Source organism: Pseudomonas sp. WS 5411 (genome assembly GCF_012985595.1).
In the GTDB taxonomy this organism is placed as follows: domain Bacteria; phylum Pseudomonadota; class Gammaproteobacteria; order Pseudomonadales; family Pseudomonadaceae; genus Aquipseudomonas; species Aquipseudomonas shahriarae.
In genome coordinates this window covers 536,355-555,650 of the sequence record NZ_JAARMC010000002.1, presented here as the reverse complement: position 1 = coordinate 555,650, position 19,296 = coordinate 536,355, and the positions used below count along the sequence as shown (strand labels likewise).

Sequence of the window (19,296 nt, the reverse complement as noted above, 5' to 3'; positions counted from 1 at the left end):
CCCATCTGAGCCAGGCCCTTTGAACTAGGAAAACCGTATGACCAGTGCCCAACAACGTGCCGCCCTGCAACGTCAAATCTGGGCCATCGCCAATGACGTGCGTGGCGCAGTCGACGGCTGGGATTTCAAGCAATACGTGCTCGGCACCTTGTTCTATCGCTTCATCAGCGAGAATTTCGTTGACTACATCACCGGTGGTGATGGCTCGGTCGATTATGCTGCCATGGAGGATGACAACCCGCTGATTGCCGCCGCCAAGGACGACGCAATCAAGACCAAGGGCTATTTCATCGCGCCCAGCCAGTTGTTTAGTAACGTCGCCGCCAAGGCCAGCACCAACGATAGTCTGAACACCGACTTGGTACGCATCTTTGCCGCCATCGAGAGTTCCGCCAGCGGTTACGCCTCCGAGCAGGACATCAAAGGCTTGTTCGCTGACTTTGACACCACTAGCAACCGCTTGGGCAATACCGTCGCCGACAAGAACAAGCGCTTGGCGGACGTGCTCAAGGGAGTGAGTAAGCTGGAGTTTGGCAGCTTCGATGCCAATCATATTGATCTGTTCGGCGACGCCTACGAGTTTCTCATCTCCAACTACGCGGCTAATGCTGGCAAATCCGGCGGCGAATTCTTTACCCCGCAGCATGTGTCCAAGTTGATCGCCCAGTTGGCGATGCACAAGCAGACCAGCGTCAACAAGATCTACGACCCGGCGTGCGGCTCCGGCTCGCTGCTGCTGCAAGCCAAAAAGCACTTCGATGCTCATGTCATCGAGGATGGATTCTTCGGTCAGGAGGTGAATCACACCACCTACAACCTGGCGCGGATGAACATGTTTCTGCACAACATCAACTACGACAAGTTCAACATCAAGTTGGGCGACACGCTGCGTAATCCGCACTTTGCGGATGACAAGCCCTTTGATGCCATCGTGTCCAACCCGCCCTATTCGGTGAAATGGATCGGCAATGATGATCCCACGCTGATCAATGACGACCGCTTTGCTCCGGCCGGCGTGTTGGCGCCGAAATCTAAGGCGGATTTCGCCTTTGTGCTGCATGCACTTAGTTACCTCTCTGCCAAGGGGCGCGCCGCTATTGTCTGCTTCCCCGGCATCTTCTACCGTAGCGGCGCCGAGCAGAGGATTCGCCAATACCTGGTGGACAATAACTATGTGGAAACGGTGATCTCGCTGGCACCGAATCTGTTTTTCGGCACCACCATCGCCGTCAACATACTGGTGTTATCCAAACACAAGCTGGATACCACCACCCAATTTATCGATTCCAGCGCGTTGTTTAAGAAAGGCACCAACAACAACCTACTGGAGGATGTGCATATTGAGCGGATCATGCAGGTGTTCGACAGCAAGGAGAATCTGGATCACTTCGCTCGATCGGTGCCCTTGGAAAAGGTGGCCGCCAATGATTACAACCTGTCGGTCAGCAGTTATGTGGAAGCAAAGGATACCCGTGAGGTGGTGGACATCGCCCAGCTCAACACAGCTCTAAATAAGACCGTGACCCGCATCGACCAACTGCGTAAGGATATTGATGCGATTGTGGCCGAGATTGAAGGTGAGGAGTTTGGGGCATGAGTGACCTGAACTTCTTGGAGAAGCTGCTCAACGGGGTCGGTGTGGAGTGGGCGGCGTTGGAGTCATGCGCGACTATCGAAAGGGGTCGTCGTGTGACAAAAATTGAATTGAGTCCAGAAAAGAAGTACCCCGTTTTTAGCGGGGGCGTTACCCCCATGGGGTTTTACGATGACTTCAATCAAAAAAAGAATACGATCACTATCGTTAAGTATGGCACCGCAGGGTTTGTTAATCTCATTGAGACAGACTTCTGGGCAAATGATGTCTGCTATTGCATAAAGCCAGGCGTAGCACTCAACAACCGTTACCTTTTTTATTACTTAAAAAGAAATCAGTACGACATCCAGTCACTGGCCACGGACGCTATTCCAGCACATTTGCCAACAGAGGTGATCTCGGCCTACAAAATACCTATCCCCTGCCCAGAAGACACCAAAAGGTCACTTGAAATCCAAGCCGAAATTGTTCGCATATTGGACACTTTCACTGAGCTGGCCTCCGAGCTGGCCGCCGAGCTGACCGCCCGAACAGAACAATACTATTACTATCGCGAGCAGTTGCTGAGTTTTGAAGATATGGACGGGGATGTTGAGTGGAAGGCGCTGGGGGATATTGGCAAATTCATTCGTGGGAAGCGATTTACCAAGGCTGACTACGTCGAGGAAGGCATCAGCGTTATCCACTACGGTGAAATTTACACTCTATATGGTGTGTGGGCAGATCACGCGTTTTCAAAAGTTCGAGGTGACATGGCTGGTTCGCTGCGCTATGCCGAGCCGGGTGACGTTGTTATGGCCGGTGTTGGTGAAACCGTGGTAGATGTAGGCAAGGCTGTTGCGTGGCTAGGAACTCAGAGGGTGGCCATCCATGACGATAGCTATGCTTTTCGCCACTCAATGAATCCAAAGTACATTTCCTACGCGATGCAAACAGCTTCATTCAATTCTCAGAAAACGAAGCATGTGTCTAGTGGAAAAGTTAAACGCCTAATCATCGAGGGTATAAAAAAAGAAGTGCTGATCCCTATTCCATACCCCGATGATCCTGAAAGGTCGCTGGCGGAACAGGCCCGCATCGTTGCCATTCTGGACGAGTTTGACACCCTTACAAACTCGATTAGCGAAGGCTTGCCCCGCGAGATCGAGCTGCGTCGGAAGCAATACGAGTACTACCGCGACTTGTTGCTGGGCTTCCCCAAGCCGGAAGAGGTGTCGGCCTAATATGAGTAAGACGCTGACCGAGATCGCCCAACAGCTGAAAGACGCCAACAAGAAGGTGCAACTGATCTACGCCTTCAACGGCACTGGCAAGACGCGTCTGTCGCGTGAATTCAAGCAGCTGATTGCACCCAAAGCCAATGGCGGAGAGGGCGATGAGGCAGTCGACGCGCCCGAGCTATCGCGCAACAAGATTCTCTATTACAACGCCTTCACTGAAGACCTGTTCTATTGGGATAACGACCTAGCGAGCGATGCCGAGTACAAACTGAAGATTCAGCCCAATTCATATACCAACTGGCTTCTGACGCTACTCAAGGATCTCGGGCAAGATGGAAATATCATTCGTTATTTCCAGCGTTATGCGAACGACAAGCTAACGCCACATTTCAGCGCCGACTTTGACGAAGTCACCTTCTCCCTGGAGCGCGGTAACGAGGAGAATTCCCCTCATATCAAGCTTTCCAAAGGCGAAGAGAGCAATTTCATTTGGAGTGTTTTCTACACCTTGCTGGATCAGGCGGTGACTATTCTCAATGTCGCCGAGTTGGGCGAACGCGAGACCGGCGCCTTTAATCAGCTGGAGTATGTGTTCATTGACGACCCTGTTAGCTCTCTCGATGAAAACCATTTGATTGAGCTAGCAGTGAATCTGGCCAGCCTGATCAAATCAAGCCCGTCCAATCTGAAGTTCATCGTTTCGACGCACAGCCCACTGTTCTACAATGTGCTTTTTAATGAACTGAATGGCAAGGCCTGTTACATGCTCGAGCGGTTCGAAGACGGCAGTTTTGTGCTCACTGAAAAACACGGCGACTCTAACAAGAACTTTTCTTATCACCTGCACCTGAAGCAAACCATTGAGCAGGCGATTGCTGAAAACAAGGTTGAACGGTTTCATTTCACCTTGCTGCGCAACCTCTACGAGAAAACAGCGAGCTTTCTTGGCCACCCCAAATGGTCCGAGCTTTTGCCTGATGACAAGCAGCTTTATCTGACCAGAGTTCTTAATTTCACCAGCCACAGCACGCTATCGAATGAAGCGATCGCCGAGCCAACGCCCGCAGAGAAAGCGATGGTCAAACTGTTGCTCGACCACCTGAAGAGCAACCACCGCTACTGGCAACAGGAACAACAAAATGCTTGAGTACAGCAAGGTCATCGCCGAATCTAACAACTTCATCGTCCTAGATAAATACGCCAAGGAATGGAAAGTTGCCGAGAGCTACCAGAGCGAAGGCGATCTGGAATGCGAGTTCATCCAGGATCTGGTCAATCAGGGCTATGAGCATTCCACGGGCCTTAAGACGATGCCGGCGCTGCAGGCCAATGTGCGCACGCAGTTGCAGGCGCTGAACGGGGTCGAATTTTCCGACGCCGAGTGGGCGCGCTTCGTGGAAAGTTGGCTGGACAAGCCCAGCGACGGTATCCTCGACAAGACCCGTAAGGTTCACGACGACCATGTACATGACTTCGTATTCGATGACGGGCGCATCCAGAATATTTACCTGCTGGACAAGAAGAACCTGGCCCGCAACAAGATGCAGGTCATCAAACAGTTCGAGCAAGCGGGCAGCCACGCCAACCGCTACGACGTGACTATTCTGGTCAATGGCCTGCCGCTGATTCAAGTGGAGTTGAAGAAGCGTGGCGTGGCAATCCGTGAAGCCTTTAACCAGGTGCACCGCTACAGCAAGGAGAGCTTCAACACAGAGCATTCGCTGTTCAGGTATCTGCAGCTGTTCGTGATCTCCAATGGCACCGATACACGCTACTTCGCCAACACCACGCGGCGCAACAAGCACAGTTTCGACTTCACTATGAACTGGGCGCAGGCCGACAATAGCCCGATCAAGGATCTGAAGGACTTCACCGCGACCTTCTTCCAGAAACGCACCCTGCTCGATGTACTGCTAACCTATTCGGTGTTCGACGTCAGCAACACTCTGCTGGTGATGCGTCCGTACCAGATTGCCGCCACCGAGCGCATCCTATGGAAGATTCGCAGTGCCAGGCAGGCCAAGCGCTGGAACAGCACCGAGGGCGGCGGTTATATCTGGCACACTACCGGCTCTGGCAAGACGCTGACCAGCTTCAAGGCTGCGCGCCTTGCCACCGAGCTGGAGTTTATCGACAAGGTGTTCTTCGTGGTGGATCGCAAGGATCTGGATTATCAGACTATGAAGGAGTATCAGCGTTTTTCACCCGACAGCGTCAATGGTTCGGAGAGCACCGCAGGTCTCAAGCGCAACCTGGAAAAGGACGACAACAAGATCATCGTCACCACTATCCAGAAACTCAATAACCTGATGAAGACTGAAGTCGACCTGCCGGTGTACCACCAGCAGGTGGTGTTCATCTTCGACGAGTGCCACCGCAGCCAGTTTGGCGAGGCGCAGAATAATCTGAAGAAGAAGTTCAAGCGCTTCTATCAGTTTGGCTTCACCGGCACGCCGATCTTCCCTAAAAATGCGCTGGGCGCCGATACAACCGCCAGCGTCTTTGGTCGCGAGCTGCATTCCTATGTAATCACCGATGCCATCCGTGACGAGAAGGTGCTCAAGTTCAAGGTGGACTACAACGATGTCCGTCCACAGTTCAAGGCCCTGGAAGCCGAGCAGGACGAGAAGAAGCTCAGCGCCACAGAGAACCGCCAGGCTTTGCTCCACCCCACGCGTATCAGAGAAATCTCGCAGTATCTGCTCACGCATTTTCGCCAGAAGACCCATCGTTTACAGGGAGCAAACAAGGGCTTCAATGCCATGTTCGCGGTGAGCAGCGTCGATGCCGCCAAGGCGTACTACGAGACGCTGCACACGCTGCAGGAAGGCAGCGATAAGCCGCTGCGCATCGCCACCATCTTCTCCTTCGCCCCCAATGAAGAACAGGATGCCATTGGAGACATCGTCGATGAGAGCTTCGAAGTGTCTGCGATGGACAGCACTGCTAAAGAGTTCCTGAGCGCGGCGATTGCCGACTACAACGCACTGTTCAAAAGCAATTTCGGCGTTGACAGCAAGGGCTTCCAGAATTACTACCGCGACCTTGCCAGGCGTGTGAAGGATCAGGAAATCGATCTGTTGATCGTGGTCGGCATGTTCCTGACCGGCTTTGATGCGCCAACGCTCAACACGCTGTTCGTCGACAAAAACCTGCGCTATCACGGCCTGATCCAAGCCTACTCACGCACCAACCGCATCTTCGATGCCACCAAGACTTTCGGCAATATCGTCACCTTCCGCGACCTGGAACAGGCTACGGTCGACGCCATCACTCTGTTCGGCGACAAGAATACGCGTAACGTGGTGCTGGAAAAAAGTTATAAGGAGTACATGGAGGGCTTCACCGACACGATGACTGGTGAGGCGCGGCGTGGCTTTATGGATGTGGTGACGGAGCTGGAGCAGCGTTTTCCCGACCCGGCCAACATCATCAAAGAATCGGAGAAGAAAGCTTTCGCCAAGTTGTTCGGCGATTACCTGCGCGTGGAAAATGTGCTGCAGAACTACGACGAATTTGCCGCGCTAAAGGCGCTGCAAACGGTCGATATCAGCGACCCGCGGGCCGTGGAAGCATTTAAGCTTGAACACCACTTGGATGACGAGAAGTTAGCCGAGCTGCAGACCATCCGCCTGCCTGTCGAGCGCAAGGTCCAAGACTATCGCTCCACCTACAATGACATCCGAGATTGGCTGCGGCGCGAGAAAGCGGGTAACGAAGTAGATAAGTCCACCATTGACTGGGACGATGTGGTGTTCGAGGTGGACCTGCTCAAGTCCCAGGAAATCAACCTGGATTACATCCTCGAGCTGATCTTCGATAGGAACAAGAAGGTCAAGGGCAAGGCGGCACTGGTCGAGGAGATGCGCCGGGTGATTCGCGGCAGCCTAGGCAACCGCGCTAAAGAAAGCCTCGTGGTGGACTTCATCAACCAGACCGAGCTGGATCGAATTGGTGACAAGGTTAGTGTGATCGAGGCTTTTTACACTTTCGCCCAATCAGAACAGCGGCGCGAGGCGCAAGAGCTGATCAGCGATGAGGAACTGAATGAAGGGGCGGCTAAACGCTACATCGCGAATTCACTAAAACGGGAATTTGCTAGCGACAATGGCACTGAACTTAACTCCATTCTGCCAAAAATGAGTCCGCTTAATCCGAAATATCTCCACAAGAAGCAGGATGTCTTCCACAAGATTGCCGTTTTTGTTGAAAAATTCAAAGGCGTGGGTGGAGATCTATGATGTGGCAGCAGGGCTAGTATATGGACCGGACCAAGTGCTCTCCGACAGTGTGCCCTGCGCTAAGATGTAGCGTGATTGACACTTCGCCCGAGGTGTTGGTCCCTCGGGATCGACATTGCGCTTATACCTGCGCTTTTTTAATGGTTGAGTGCGGCCTCGAAAGATTTGGTGAACCCGACAAGGTCACCACCTAAAACCAGACACAGATCACGAAGCTGAACCATATCCAGCCGCCTCACCCCCCTCTCCACATCACTCATGAACGATTGCGGCCTCCCCAGCGCAGCAGAGCACTGGGCCTGGGTCATGCCTGATTCAACACGCATGCGCTTCAGCACCTCCAAAAAAATCACGTGCTCGCGTCGATAAATAGCCTTTGTCATAGCCGTGTCCGGGCAAGGTTCGGCTGATCACGCTATATCTGCTTTTGGGATATCTGATTTTCAGTTATTTTGTTCGTGCACGTTTGGTTTAGGAGGATGCATGAGACTTATCTGGGAGTTGTTTCGCGTGGCATGGGCCGTCGGGTGTTTGCCGGTCGGTGCGCTTTTGCTAGTCGTGGTGGCTTTTTCTGGCTTCAACCTGCCATTCTTTCTGGGTTTAGCCAGCAGCGAGGATCCGGCAATTCGTTGGGTTTTCTGGGTCTTGGTTCTCTACTTCGTCGGTGGCGGATGGCTGTTCTCCCGTGTCAACCAGAGCTATGCCGATAAGCTGAGAAAAATGGTTGCCGGCTATCAGGCTGAAGGGTTCCATCCGCAGGTAGAGGTGTTCGCTAAGATCAATGACGCCTACGTTGGTGTCGACCTGCAATCGAAAAGGTTGCTTGCCTACCCCGTTGGCCGGGACGGTCATCTCTTCCGTTTGGATGAGATTCGCTCCTGGCGCATCCTTCCAGTCGGCAAGAGCAACCATCGATTGGAGCTGTTGACGAGCGACTTGGCTATTCCGACGTTCAGCCTCGCGCTTAAAACGGCGGACGTGACAAGTACGGAGGCACGGCTGCATGTAATCTTCAGCACTTAACAGGTTGATGGAGCCTTCACTTACCCGTTCGGAGTAGCCCGATGACAGACGTAACTGCAGGCAGTGTTTGGCAGGTAGATATCGCCCAACTGAAGCAAGCCAACGCCCCTATGCGTTTGGCCAATCAAGCGCTGGCCTCTGACGATGTTGCCGTCCTATCCACTCTCGGTTTTTCGCTCGCTCACATTCGAGAGCTAAGACGCAAAGGCGGCTTCAGAACCTCTTCCATTGCGCAGAACACACGAATGATCAATTGCCTACAACAAAGGGAATCTGCCGATGCTGATTAACCACACGCCATTGAGAATCGCGTCCAGCGTCCTGGCGGCGACGACCATCGACTCTGTCCGCCGATCAACTTCGTATCATGCCTGCGGCTGGCAGATTCTTGACCGCTGGGCGTTTAATTCTCCCGAGCAGCTTCGCGCACTCGAAGTGCAGGGAGAGCTGCTGCTTTTAGGGCGGTTGCTTGAACAGCAGGTCGTCGAGCATAAGGCGCTTATTTCGCCCCTTGGATTGGCGCAGCGCAGGCAAGGGCTTGCGGAGCATGAGGTTCTTGCGCTGTCAGGCATCTCTACCGAGTTGTGAGCCATCGACGGCAGCGCGTTCTACCAAAACTTTCCGGCCATTGGCCGCAGTGGGGTCTCGGGGCTTGCCCTGAGCAGGGACGGTAGGCAAAGCAAAGAAGTGAAACGACTGCCGCGTTGCCGGTTGTACGTACGCCATTCATGGCGGTAGTACAAACCCTACCCTGTCCCAGTCCTTATCCTCCAAATGGTTGCAGCTTTTGTCGACGATGTTGATGACTAAAAGTTGTCTGTACGTTGGTCCTGGATTTCTTCGCCCTCGATGAATAAAAGCATCGTTGGGGAGGGGGCAGAGGGAATCGTCCAATGACTCGATAGACACAAGAATCAGACGCCATCGGCCTAACAAAATTGATCATCAAAATATTCTGCGAAGTGAGCGCGGTAATTTTCAGAAAACACCGCAACACGACGCTGTACGAAGCAGGGCGTTGCCTGTGACGGTGTCAGTATTTTGAAGTGCGCGCGTTTGCCGTTTGTGACTGTGCGTGCATCGCTCGGGTAAGAAGAGAAAAACATCTGGGAGCACAGGGAAAGGTTGATCTGGTGATGCTGAGGGAGGCATTCGGTAGGCAAATCTGGGTACGTCATCCATATCTTGAGTAAACGCTATGAGTGAAAGCTGGCTGAAGAAGATGTGGTCGCTTGCACTGCGACGGAAATCTGTAGACGCGATGAACGGTGGTAAACCGTTTACCAGGTGCGGAACACTCATGGTCTATGCGGGAGAGCTCAAGCTGATACCTGAGCTCATTCCCGAGTCAGAACCTGCCAGACGCGCCACGCTGCCGGATTCAGATTGAGTGCAGCATCTAGATTGGCTGAACGCATGTGAGTCAAAGTGGAGCGTGTGAACTGATACGCACCTTGCGTAGCCGGAGCTCAGGGCTAGCTGCTTAGACTACTTTCCTGAATCAAACAGAGCTCTGGCATAGGGGCCATAAGTCGCGATGACATTTTCGATGTTATCCCGATCGTTACAGCTCAAACTACGGGTCAGATCAAAGAAGCTGTTTCGCTCGGTTTTCCACAAGCTGATGATTTCAGCATTCGGCTCGGCTTTCTTTCGCTCGTAGAATATTGACTCGGAGCGTAGCGCTATCAAGCAGCCCAAGACGTCCTGGGCAATTTCTAGTCTATGAGCATCTGATGGTTGGATCATCGTTGAGAACTCCTGCTGATCATGATCATTACGTCATGTGAGAGTTTCTGAATTTTGAATGGTTTCGTAATCGATGGTCATCATGACTGTAGCTCGGCTGCTGTGGACTGCATCGATTGGTAGCTGGGAAACATCCCGCGATCTAGGACACGTTTTGACAGACGCTGTTGTTAGCTGAAGAATGGCTGCATGCACAAAACAGAATCAGAAACTTTGGGTATTGAGGAGTATGAAGCATTCGAGCTTGTGGCTCGGGAGCTCCATACCCATTTTTCAAGCGGGCGGAAAAATTTTGCGGTGCGAGTGCCCTTAAATTTAGTGAGCTATTTGTTCATTGGGATTTTGCGGAAATCTCGGTTGCCGAAAATTCAGCTTGAAGAGGCCATATCGAAATTAGAGCTTGCTGTCGAGGCTAGGACGTTACGGCGGTACGTAAGCGGGCATGCCCGGATGACATGGTGGGCGTTTCAACGATTGGTTTTCTGGGCGTGGGAACAGAAGTGGATTAGCACGTGGACGTGCTGCGACTTGATGTCGAAAGCCCATCTCTGCGAGGTTGCTCAAATCAGTGCGCGCGAGCTTTTGAACGAGCGTAAGCGCCTTGTTTCACCGACTGAAATACGTAGAGAGGAAATGGTCACGCGCTTTTATGAAAACCTCGCACTCAAGGACTTAGAGCGAGAGAAAAAAGCAGTCCCATCTATTCGAAGATACGATGAAGTCAGAGAGCTCGCGCGCTCCCTAGGATTAGATACAGCTGATTAGCCTCAGGCCAGCTTGGCTACCAACGCTTCAGCATGTCTGCCTCGCGACGCTCGGTGACACTGACATGCGCTGCAATTTCACGTTTGCTCCGGGGCGCTTTTTTTGACACAAAGTCCGTATCTATTTTTATGCGCTGCCACTTGTGAAGGGAATCCTGATGTCCGTTCCGACATACGACAAATTCATTGAACCGATCTTGCGCTACTTGGCAGCTAATCCCGAAGGCGCCACAGCACGCGACACCCATGAGGCTGCGGCAAGGGCTTTAGATTTATCCGAGTCACAACTTCAAGAGATAATCGCGAGTGGGCAGGCGACTTATAAAAACCGCGCCGGATGGGCTCACGACCGCCTCAAACGTGCCGGTTTATCTTCCAGCGCCAAGCGAGGCTACTGGAAGCTTACCGAGGCTGGGACGGATTATTCCGTCCAGCACCCGTCACCGCTAACAGCCGATCAGGTGGAAAAACTTGCCATAGGTTTTATGGACGTGAGGCTGAGGAACCCTACCGATGCCGTCCCGCTTGACGTGGTAGAGCAAGGCGAAGACACGCCAGTATCAGCAACAGTTAGCCCTGACGATCGGTTGGATCAGGCTTTGCGCGAGCTACGCGATGCAACCGCAAGAGACCTACTCGATAGCCTACTTCAAGTCAGTCCAAACCGTTTTGAAGTTATTGTGCTCGACGTATTGCACAGCCTCGGCTACGGAGCTAGCCGAACAGATTTGCAGCGTGTGGGAGGTAGCGGAGATGGCGGAATTGATGGAGTAATTTCCCTCGATAAGCTCGGTCTGGAAAAAGTGTATGTCCAGGCCAAGCGCTGGCAAGGCACTGTCGGTCGGCCTGAGTTACAAGCATTCTATGGTGCTCTTGCTGGTCAAAAGGCCAAACGAGGGGTATTTATCACCACCTCCGGATTCACCAAGCAAGCTATAGACTTTGCCCGCTCTGTGGAGGGCATGGTGCTAGTGGACGGGATCCGTCTAGTTAACCTGATGATGGACCACGAGGTGGGCGTAACGTCCAGGCTTCTCAAGCTTCCAAAACTGGATAGCGATTACTTTGACGAAGAAAGAGGGTTTTGATCGCGCCATCACCTACATTTGGCAAAGCCGTCGCGGTTAAAGGTAATACCTTTACCAATCAGGCTCTAGCTCTGTGCTGAGGTGGATGCCCATGATCCTTGCTCTGCGGTACCTCAACTGCTCTGCATTGATTTCCAAGGCAACGAGGCGGCTTGCAGCGTTCACTAGGTTGTTGAAGCGGTCGTTGTGAATAGCTACATACACGACCAACTTCTTGTCAGCCGCCTTCATTGAGCCGATGCAGAGAGGTGCTGACTTGCCCTGTAGAAGTAGCGGGTCAGCGTATAGGTAGCACTCTATCGTTGGATATTTGAATGCTTCGGGATGTCGGATGGAACCGTAGAGCCTAAGCGCAGCATGCTCGAAGTAATAGTCACCGATTGGCTTGGTATCCGTAGCGGTGGCCATGCTAAAGGACCATGACATATCCCACCCCCATATCCGGGCTTGGACGATTATCCGCTCAATAGCTTCACGATTTCTTCCTGCCATAGCATCCTTCCTCTCGAAGGGGGCCGACTTCTATCACGCCCTGCCACCTGCTTTTCACCGTGGAACAGATCCACTCAAATTTTCAGCTAGATACAAGGTCAAGGCCATAGCGTTCTGCGGTTTACCTGATGCAGATCGGTAGCTCTCTGCCATCGCATTGACTACGAGCTGAGGCCCAAATCGAAGTTTTCCGCTGGTCATAGCCTTCACAATTGCCCTGTGAACATCAGTCTGATGCTCTGCGGGAATTCCAGACATATCCAGCTCGTTGGAAGCAAGATGCGACGTTTGGGTTTCAGTTAATGGTTTAGGTTGAGGTTTAGTGTTATGCCGAACATCGTCCGATACGGTATCGATACCGCATCCGTGGGGTATCGATATCTCTTCCACGCCTGGGTCCGAGGGCGGACGGAGGGCCTCATTGATCCATCGCTGCTGATCCACAGTCAGTCTTTCTTTAAAGTCGCGCATAAAATCGTCAAGCCACTCGCTCGGAATGCGGCGAATTTCTTCAAGCGCTCTCGCTCTCAGTTTTGGCCCCGTCACTTGAGTAGCGGTGTGGTGATCCCACCAGATACGTACCCAAACGACGTATCTGACATGATCGTATCTAGCCAAGCCCTCATCTTGTAGTCGATGAATGACCTGTAGCCATTGATCTGCCGTCCAGCCAATCTCGGCTCCTGCGATGCGTGGCACAAGTGGGTACACACCTGTGATGTTGCTGTCAGGAGCTGTTAGAAGGTGCAGCAACGCAACTTTGTCTTCAGTGGTGCAATTCAGCAGGCGCGGGGAGCGCCAAAAATTCTGATCCCTGATGGTTCGTTGTCTGCCCATACTCACGGCTCCTGGTGCAAACGTACGGGGATGACGTAAGAGACGATCATTACCGTGCCTCCAAATGTGCTTTCTTGGTTGGCCTCCCTATGTGTTTTGGTTTTGATGGGGCATTTGTCATGGAGGGGCGAGCAGGGCTTTCGGTATTGCCGGTGCGCATCCACGCTCTTAAGTCACCTAGCCTCCATCGCAGCCTTGATAGTCCTGGCACAGGCTCAAGCCCTGGCAACTTACGCTGACGCACCGTAAGCACGCTGAATCCCGTCAACGCAGCAACCTCATACACGCCGATCAGGACGTCGTCGCCAAGCTTCTGTATTTTTTGGATGGTTTCGTAATCTACTGGCATCAGGTTATCGCTCGATTGATCTGTTCGGCACAGATTTCCCCAGTCGAGCGATTAACAGCTAGGACATATTTTTAACAGATGGCTTATGGGGAGCGGGGGCCGTGGCCTGCTTTGGAGCCTACGTCATAGCGTTATGGGAAACCGTTTTCAGTTATGAAGCGCGCACAACACTCCCAGACTGCTATCGAAAAGAAACTGTCCGTCACGGACTACCTCTTTTGTGTAACGCTGTGCGGAAATGTGGTCATCGGCACCGTTCTTGCGAGATATGACGGCCATCGTGGCTGATTGTACTCAGTTGCTGTGCATCCTGCATATCGTAGGAGAGGCCTGGGCGCAAAACTCGTGTATCACGCTGAGGTCGCATTGACCATGCGTGGCTGCATGAAAATCAATCTGCAAATTGTCAGCACCAATGAAAGCGTCAAAAAATTATATGAAGTCTTGGGGGCATTATTTTAATAATATGTTTAAACGCTATAGTATATCCATGGGAAGCCTTGTGTATTAATATTTGCCATCCCATTTAGCTTAGTGATATCGAGGAGCGCCCCAATATCACCAAGCTATAATAAAGGAAGCTTAACGATTAAATTTATATGTAGTTCTTTTTGCCTTCCCGAGCAAGCTTTTCCTTGACTGCATCTCGAAAAGTTCGAAGACGTACAAGTTCTGCATTCTTAACCTTACCATGCTTTGAAAAATGCGCTGCTCTGCACGTGTCAAAAATTTTAATTGCTGAAGTAAAAGCTGTCACAACGAAGTCTTTCGAGATTAATCGATTAACAACTGCCTCAGAATCTTTCTCGACCGCTGCCGAATTCATCAGCCCCATATCTAACCGACCGGTACAGATTATGCGAGCAATCCAACAAATCCAGTATCGCGAGATTGTATATCTCCCGTCAATCACACCCTCTAGAGTAAGTCGGTGAAATAGATAAAGAAGTAGCGAGGCCAAGAAGTATGGGGTTTGCTTATGATCCTCGACAAATAAACGACCTCCATGCTCTTTTAATATCGTCACAGGATGATTACTCATCACCAACTGTGGCTCGCTCAGCATTATGGATGTAAAGGATCTTATTTGGGCATGCAGGTTAATAATTCTCGGCTTCTCAATTTTCGCTTCTACGCTAGAAAATTCCTTAGAACGGCGCTCGTAATAAAGAGCTTCTGGAGATGATCCGGAATACAACCTATAAAACTCTTGCAAGCGCTTATGGAATTTCTCTAATGAGACAAAAGCTTCGTCTGGAACGGGTGTCTGTCGATTCGTTGAGCGAATGAGCTTAGTGATTAGCTCGCTGCTTGTCGTATGGATAAACTTAACTGGGATTTTTAGACTTGAACTATCTCTAATGGCGTCCCTAAATCTGTATATCATATTGCTCGTTTGGCAACCATTCACAACATAATAATCACTGATTTCATATTGTATAGATCGAATATTAGAAAAACTTCTAGCAACGACCGTAACGCCATTGTTTAGAAGTATAAATTTATCCAACATGGCGACATCAGTCAGAGTCTCACTAATTTCAGTGTTAACTGCGTTCTCTGATCCTTGGAAGTCTCTGACGTTTTCATAAAAAATATTTTTACGAAGGTTTCCATCGGATCCTGTAATTAACTTTAAGAATTCTGACGACGGCAAGTATCCAATGAATGCTTGCTCAACATCTTCAATACGCTCACAAGGTACATTTTTCTCAAAATTAATCAGAACACTATAACGATTTTCAATTTCACTAAAAGAGTCAATTATGAAATCAGCATCTACATGCTTAATTGCTACGGATTGAACCTCTGGGATGACAGCATGTATATTGATCTCTTCTGCGGATATGATGCCAAGCAACGCAGTGTCTTTAATAGCATTCCCCGAAGTTGCATAATACAACTCACACTTCGGCCTTTTACTAAGCAGCCTTGCATTTTCAGTTTTAAATACCTCGTCAATCAATTCTTTTGCAGCTTGCAACTCTTCCGATAGTGGGACTTGAGGGTTGCTAGAGAATATATTCTTCACTGCAGCGGTGAATTTTAGCAACGCTCCCGAGTCGATCGAGGTAGAACGTTTTGTTTGGATAAACACAAATCGAACATCTAGCCTTTTAGACTTCCTATGCAACTCTATATCTGACTTATCTGTAATTAAATTGTCATTTACAATAAGTGCGAAAGCATCTATGCCAAAAGTACTAGTCTTGTCTACATCGATAAGATCAAAAACTGCTGGTTCTGAAAACGCTTCAGGGTCGATTTTTGATAAGACCACATAATTAACTAGCCTCTCAAATGATTTTGCCTCATCCTTATCGGAAAGGCCGAAATCTTCCTCAAACTCTTTCAATAATCCCAAAAGAATCTTATTTTGAATAATTTTGTCGCTCATTAGTAAATCCCTTTTAATAATGCATATTCCAGCTATCAGATGCATTCGGTTATTTTTCAGTCATACCGCCGCCAGATGATAGCCCGAAGCCATACTCACTTGGAATGGTGTTTTTTTGGTACAGATGAATAACCCTGCGTTCTAGTCAATGCATCGCAAAAATGTCGGGATAGGGGGCGCACCAATTTTTTGGTGTTGCACTAAAATCAGACTTTGATCAACCGCGTATTGTGGATTGATGTGCGCAATTAGCCGATTTCTGCCGGTCGAGGTCCTTAACTGTACTGGTCAAGTCGGACGCAAACGACTGGCCAAGTCGAGTGCAACTGATGGCCCGTCTGTGGAGTTAACAGCCGACGGGTGTGGTTCGATCAAGCTAGTTTTGCTGCTAGCTCTTCGGCTGTGATGTTGTAATAGCGCTTCAGCATGTTCACCTCCCGATGCCCCGTCACACTGGCAAGCTCAATCAAATTCGGCAGTTTGGTCGCAAGCCGACAGGTCGCCTCATGCCGCAGATCGTGAAAGCGTAGATTGATCAGGAAGTCTTCCTGGGGCGTTACCTGCGCTGTACTGCAATCCTCTATGTATTTGAGCCTCGCTCGTTCCAGTCCTCGCACGAATGCCTTCTTGAGGGCGTCTGCGGTGGTGGGGAAGACCCGACCGCACAGCGAGCGCGGCAAGTCCTTCAGCAACTGAATAGCCTTTGGAGAAAGCGGGACCGTTCTGGGCAATCCGTTCTTCGTTGCTGGGAGGTGCACCGTTCTACGATCTAGGTTCACATGCTTCCAGCGCAACTCGAAGATCTCGCCTCGACGCATGGCCGTCTCAATCGCCAGTTGAACGATGGGCCGTATCCAGGGGTTGTGTGAGGCTTCGGCGTAGGTCCCATCCGCTCGTCGCTCACGAAGCTCTAACGCGCCGAGCATGTATTGCTCCTCAATCGGGTCTAGTCGTCGCGAGCGTTCATCGTTATAGCTTGGACGGCTGACCATCCTGACCGGATTTTCTGCGAGATGAATTCCCCACTCGCGTCGAGCGACTTCAATCACGCACTGAAACAGCGCGAGTTCACGCTTGACCGTATTGCCCTTCCGGATCTTCAGGCGCTCGTCACGGTAGCGTGCAAAATCTGAAGAGGTGAGGGTGGCAACGATACGTGTTGCCAATGGATGACGCTTAAGTGCTTCGAGACGTTTGATTTCCGAGTACGCGCCTTTGTGCTTCGGAGCAATATCAGAGATATAGCGATCAATGAGTTGGTGAAAGGCAGTGCGTTCAGCCTCGACCCGAGAGACAAAAATCCCCCGGTCGATTTCGCTTTCGATCATGCGTGCCCAGGCCTGGGCATCGGATTTGGTTTCGAAGGTTTTGCGCTGGGCTGGGTAGCCCTTACGGCGGATTTGCGCTTCCCACTGATACTCGCCGCGATTCCTGATTGTTGCCATTTCGACCATTCCCGCCACGTTCAAGTGTGGCAAATTTGTGGCAAAAACGACTTTCAGGACTAGGACAGGTTTCTGTCAGGAGCGCTATCCCCTTGTAATATAAGGGAAAGAAGATGGTGCACCCGGCGGGATTCGAACCCACGACCCCTGCCTTCGGAGGGCAGTACTCTATCCAGCTGAGCTACGGATGCTTGTGCGGGCGCCATCATACCCATGTCGACCTTGGGCGTCCATGCTGGTTTTTGGCCGTCTGCCGGTAGGATTCTGGAGCGGCGAGGCTCTGTACCGGGCGGTGTGTGCCCTTGGCGCTGAATCCGGTTGTTGTGCGCCTGTCAGAATAATTCGGCTAATGCGCCGTTTTCGTTCTTTTTTTCGAACAGACTATTGCCCTGCCCCCCCATTGATCCTAGGATTCGTTTGAGATTTCAAACGCTCTGTCTCCCGTGCGCGATGTTTCAGCTTGCGCCCAGTGACTGATTTCCCTGACGGCAGCCTTCGAGGCGCCTTTCAACAACTCTAATTTGCCCCGCGCGCGCGCGGTGCTGTTAAGGAAAGCCGACATGCAGCTTAAAGACACCCAGTTGTTCCGCCAGCAAGCCTTTATTGATGGCGCTTGGGTCGATGCGGACAACGGTCAAACGATCAAGGTCAACAACCCCGCGACTGGCGAGATCCTGGGCACCGTGCCGAAGATGGGCGCCGCCGAAACCCGTCGTGCCATCGAAGCCGCCGACAAGGCCTTGCCGGCCTGGCGCGCACTGACTGCCAAGGACCGTGCAAACAAGCTGCGTCGCTGGTTCGAGCTGATCATCGAGAACCAGGATGACCTGGCGCGTCTGATGACCCTGGAGCAGGGCAAGCCGCTGGCCGAAGCCAAGGGCGAAATCGTCTACGCCGCTTCGTTTATCGAGTGGTTCGCCGAAGAGGCCAAGCGTATCTACGGGGACGTGATCCCTGGCCATCAGCCAGACAAGCGCCTGATCGTGATGAAGCAGCCGATCGGCGTCACCGCCGCCATCACGCCGTGGAACTTCCCGGCCGCGATGATCACCCGTAAAGCCGGCCCGGCCCTGGCTGCCGGTTGCACCATGGTCCTCAAGCCTGCGTCGCAAACCCCGTTCTCGGCGTTTGCCCTGGCTGAGCTGGCCCAGCGTGCCGGGATTCCAAACGGCGTGTTCAGTGTGGTCTCCGGCAGCGCTGGCGATATCGGCAGCGAGCTGACCAGCAACCCGACCGTGCGTAAATTGTCCTTCACCGGCTCGACCGAAATCGGTCGCCAGTTGATGGCCGAATGCGCCAAGGACATCAAGAAAGTTTCCCTGGAACTGGGCGGCAACGCGCCGTTCATCGTGTTCGACGACGCCGACCTGGATAAGGCCGTCGAAGGCGCGATCATTTCCAAGTACCGCAACAATGGCCAGACCTGCGTGTGCGCCAACCGTCTGTACATCCAGGATTCGGTGTACGACGCGTTCGCTGAAAAACTCAAAGTGGCCGTAGCCAAATTGAAGATCGGCAACGGTCTGGAAGAAGGCACCACGACTGGCCCGCTGATCGACGAAAAAGCCGTGGCCAAGGTCCAGGAACACATCGCCGATGCCTTGAGCAAAGGTGCGACCCTGTTGGCGGGCGGTAAGGTTATGGAAGGCAACTTCTTCGAGCCGACTATCCTCACCAACGTGCCGAAAAACGCTGCCGTGGCCAAGGAAGAAACCTTCGGCCCGCTGGCGCCGTTGTTCCGCTTCAAAGACGAAGCCGAAGTGATCGCGATGTCTAACGACACCGAATTTGGCCTGGCCTCCTACTTCTATGCCCGCGACCTGGGCCGTGTGTTCCGTGTGGCCGAGGCCTTGGAATACGGCATGGTCGGCGTCAACACTGGGCTGATCTCCAACGAAGTGGCGCCGTTTGGTGGTATCAAGGCGTCGGGCCTGGGCCGTGAAGGCTCCAAGTACGGCATCGAGGATTACCTGGAAATCAAATACCTCTGCCTGGGTATCTAACCGGCAAGGTATCGCTGCAAACGCAAAGGGCACGAGAGCGCTGTCCCTTTGCGTGCTTCAAACCGTTATTCGAAGTGGCCGGGAAAGCTGTGG

The 19,296-nt window shown here is 51.9% G+C and carries 16 protein-coding genes, 1 tRNA gene and 1 pseudogene; 11 read left to right on the top strand and 7 right to left on the bottom strand.

What is annotated here, in order from left to right:
• Positions 1–37: 37 nt before the first annotated feature.
• From HBR93_RS06300 to HBR93_RS06285, 4 genes are read left to right on the top strand one after another with little or no spacing between them, the layout of a single operon-like run.
• Positions 38–1,597 (top strand): type I restriction-modification system subunit M, encoded by a 1,560-nt coding sequence (locus tag HBR93_RS06300; RefSeq protein WP_169960003.1) that lies wholly within the window; start codon positions 38–40, stop codon positions 1,595–1,597.
• Positions 1,594–2,817, top strand: a complete 1,224-nt coding sequence (locus tag HBR93_RS06295; RefSeq protein ID WP_169960002.1) for a restriction endonuclease subunit S — start codon at positions 1,594–1,596, stop codon at positions 2,815–2,817. Before HBR93_RS06300 ends, HBR93_RS06295 begins: the two co-directional genes overlap by 4 nt.
• Position 2,818: 1 nt before the next feature.
• Positions 2,819–3,961, top strand: a complete 1,143-nt coding sequence (locus HBR93_RS06290; RefSeq protein WP_169960001.1) for an AAA family ATPase — start codon at positions 2,819–2,821, stop codon at positions 3,959–3,961.
• Positions 3,954–7,055, top strand: coding sequence for a type I restriction endonuclease subunit R (locus tag HBR93_RS06285; protein WP_169960000.1), 3,102 nt, complete (start codon positions 3,954–3,956; stop codon positions 7,053–7,055). The genes HBR93_RS06290 and HBR93_RS06285 overlap by 8 nt, the downstream gene beginning before the upstream one ends.
• Positions 7,056–7,192: 137 nt before the next feature.
• Here the strand turns inward: HBR93_RS06285 and HBR93_RS06280 are convergent, their stop codons facing one another.
• Entirely contained in the window at positions 7,193–7,438 is a 246-nt protein-coding gene (locus HBR93_RS06280) for a helix-turn-helix transcriptional regulator (protein WP_169959999.1), read from the bottom strand.
• A gap of 100 nt (positions 7,439–7,538) precedes the next feature.
• Here HBR93_RS06280 and HBR93_RS06275 point away from each other — a divergent pair, with 100 nt between their 5' ends.
• Genes HBR93_RS06275 through HBR93_RS06265 form a run of 3 tightly spaced genes read left to right on the top strand, consistent with a single transcriptional unit; the run spans position 7,539 to position 8,666 of the window.
• Positions 7,539–8,078 carry a hypothetical protein gene (locus HBR93_RS06275; protein ID WP_169959998.1) on the top strand — a complete coding sequence of 180 codons (540 nt, stop codon included), beginning with the start codon at positions 7,539–7,541 and terminating at the stop codon, positions 8,076–8,078.
• Positions 8,079–8,119: 41 nt separating this feature from the next.
• The gene (locus HBR93_RS06270) at positions 8,120–8,368 is read left to right on the top strand and encodes a hypothetical protein (RefSeq protein ID WP_169959997.1); all 249 of its coding nucleotides are present in this window, start codon (positions 8,120–8,122) and stop codon (positions 8,366–8,368) included.
• A complete protein-coding gene (locus HBR93_RS06265) occupies positions 8,358–8,666 on the top strand; it encodes a hypothetical protein (RefSeq protein WP_169959996.1) in 309 nt (102 codons plus the stop codon). The genes HBR93_RS06270 and HBR93_RS06265 overlap by 11 nt, the downstream gene beginning before the upstream one ends.
• Before the next feature lie 900 nt (positions 8,667–9,566).
• Here the strand turns inward: HBR93_RS06265 and HBR93_RS06260 are convergent.
• Positions 9,567–9,827 (bottom strand): hypothetical protein, encoded by a 261-nt coding sequence (locus HBR93_RS06260; RefSeq protein ID WP_169959995.1) that lies wholly within the window; start codon positions 9,825–9,827, stop codon positions 9,567–9,569.
• 189 nt (positions 9,828–10,016) lie between these two features.
• Between HBR93_RS06260 and HBR93_RS06255 the strand changes: the two genes are divergently transcribed.
• Positions 10,017–10,592 (top strand): hypothetical protein, encoded by a 576-nt coding sequence (locus tag HBR93_RS06255; RefSeq protein ID WP_169959994.1) that lies wholly within the window; start codon positions 10,017–10,019, stop codon positions 10,590–10,592.
• Positions 10,593–10,749: 157 nt separating this feature from the next.
• On the top strand, positions 10,750–11,679 hold the full coding sequence (locus tag HBR93_RS06250; protein ID WP_122561817.1) for a restriction endonuclease: 930 nt from the start codon (positions 10,750–10,752) through the stop codon (positions 11,677–11,679).
• 51 nt (positions 11,680–11,730) lie between these two features.
• Here the strand turns inward: HBR93_RS06250 and HBR93_RS06245 are convergent, their stop codons facing one another.
• The gene (locus HBR93_RS06245; RefSeq protein ID WP_262377256.1) at positions 11,731–12,087 is read right to left on the bottom strand and encodes a hypothetical protein; all 357 of its coding nucleotides are present in this window, start codon (positions 12,085–12,087) and stop codon (positions 11,731–11,733) included.
• A 138-nt stretch (positions 12,088–12,225) separates the two neighbouring features.
• Positions 12,226–13,008 (bottom strand): hypothetical protein, encoded by a 783-nt coding sequence (locus HBR93_RS06240; protein WP_096143929.1) that lies wholly within the window; start codon positions 13,006–13,008, stop codon positions 12,226–12,228.
• Positions 13,009–13,473: 465 nt separating this feature from the next.
• Between HBR93_RS06240 and HBR93_RS06235 the strand changes: the two are divergent.
• Positions 13,474–13,819 (top strand): annotated as a pseudogene (locus HBR93_RS06235) (GNAT family N-acetyltransferase); the annotation flags it as partial.
• A gap of 133 nt (positions 13,820–13,952) precedes the next feature.
• Here the strand turns inward: HBR93_RS06235 and HBR93_RS06230 are convergent.
• The 3 genes from HBR93_RS06230 to HBR93_RS06220 all read right to left on the bottom strand — a co-directional run bounded on the left by HBR93_RS06230 (position 13,953) and on the right by HBR93_RS06220 (position 17,391).
• Entirely contained in the window at positions 13,953–15,755 is a 1,803-nt protein-coding gene (locus tag HBR93_RS06230) for an AIPR family protein (RefSeq protein WP_169959992.1), read from the bottom strand.
• A gap of 371 nt (positions 15,756–16,126) precedes the next feature.
• On the bottom strand, positions 16,127–17,209 hold the full coding sequence (locus HBR93_RS06225; protein WP_262377255.1) for a site-specific integrase: 1,083 nt from the start codon (positions 17,207–17,209) through the stop codon (positions 16,127–16,129).
• 105 nt (positions 17,210–17,314) lie between these two features.
• A tRNA-Arg gene (locus HBR93_RS06220) sits at positions 17,315–17,391 on the bottom strand.
• Positions 17,392–17,760: 369 nt separating this feature from the next.
• Between HBR93_RS06220 and gabD the strand changes: the two genes are divergently transcribed.
• The gene (gene gabD, locus HBR93_RS06215) at positions 17,761–19,203 is read left to right on the top strand and encodes an NADP-dependent succinate-semialdehyde dehydrogenase (protein WP_057957966.1); all 1,443 of its coding nucleotides are present in this window, start codon (positions 17,761–17,763) and stop codon (positions 19,201–19,203) included.
• The last annotated feature ends 93 nt before the right edge of the window (positions 19,204–19,296 follow it).

Coding starts and splice junctions, on each gene's coding strand:
- HBR93_RS06300 (WP_169960003.1), top strand. CDS start 38: ATGACCAGTGCCCAACAACGTGCCGCCCTGCAACGTCAAATCTGGGCC.
- HBR93_RS06295 (WP_169960002.1), top strand. CDS start 1,594: ATGAGTGACCTGAACTTCTTGGAGAAGCTGCTCAACGGGGTCGGTGTG.
- HBR93_RS06290 (WP_169960001.1), top strand. CDS start 2,819: ATGAGTAAGACGCTGACCGAGATCGCCCAACAGCTGAAAGACGCCAAC.
- HBR93_RS06285 (WP_169960000.1), top strand. CDS start 3,954: ATGCTTGAGTACAGCAAGGTCATCGCCGAATCTAACAACTTCATCGTC.
- HBR93_RS06280 (WP_169959999.1), bottom strand. CDS start 7,438: ATGACAAAGGCTATTTATCGACGCGAGCACGTGATTTTTTTGGAGGTG.
- HBR93_RS06275 (WP_169959998.1), top strand. CDS start 7,539: ATGAGACTTATCTGGGAGTTGTTTCGCGTGGCATGGGCCGTCGGGTGT.
- HBR93_RS06270 (WP_169959997.1), top strand. CDS start 8,120: ATGACAGACGTAACTGCAGGCAGTGTTTGGCAGGTAGATATCGCCCAA.
- HBR93_RS06265 (WP_169959996.1), top strand. CDS start 8,358: ATGCTGATTAACCACACGCCATTGAGAATCGCGTCCAGCGTCCTGGCG.
- HBR93_RS06260 (WP_169959995.1), bottom strand. CDS start 9,827: ATGATCCAACCATCAGATGCTCATAGACTAGAAATTGCCCAGGACGTC.
- HBR93_RS06255 (WP_169959994.1), top strand. CDS start 10,017: ATGCACAAAACAGAATCAGAAACTTTGGGTATTGAGGAGTATGAAGCA.
- HBR93_RS06250 (WP_122561817.1), top strand. CDS start 10,750: ATGTCCGTTCCGACATACGACAAATTCATTGAACCGATCTTGCGCTAC.
- HBR93_RS06245 (WP_262377256.1), bottom strand. CDS start 12,087: ATGGCCACCGCTACGGATACCAAGCCAATCGGTGACTATTACTTCGAG.
- HBR93_RS06240 (WP_096143929.1), bottom strand. CDS start 13,008: ATGGGCAGACAACGAACCATCAGGGATCAGAATTTTTGGCGCTCCCCG.
- HBR93_RS06230 (WP_169959992.1), bottom strand. CDS start 15,755: ATGAGCGACAAAATTATTCAAAATAAGATTCTTTTGGGATTATTGAAA.
- HBR93_RS06225 (WP_262377255.1), bottom strand. CDS start 17,209: ATGGTCGAAATGGCAACAATCAGGAATCGCGGCGAGTATCAGTGGGAA.
- gabD (WP_057957966.1), top strand. CDS start 17,761: ATGCAGCTTAAAGACACCCAGTTGTTCCGCCAGCAAGCCTTTATTGAT.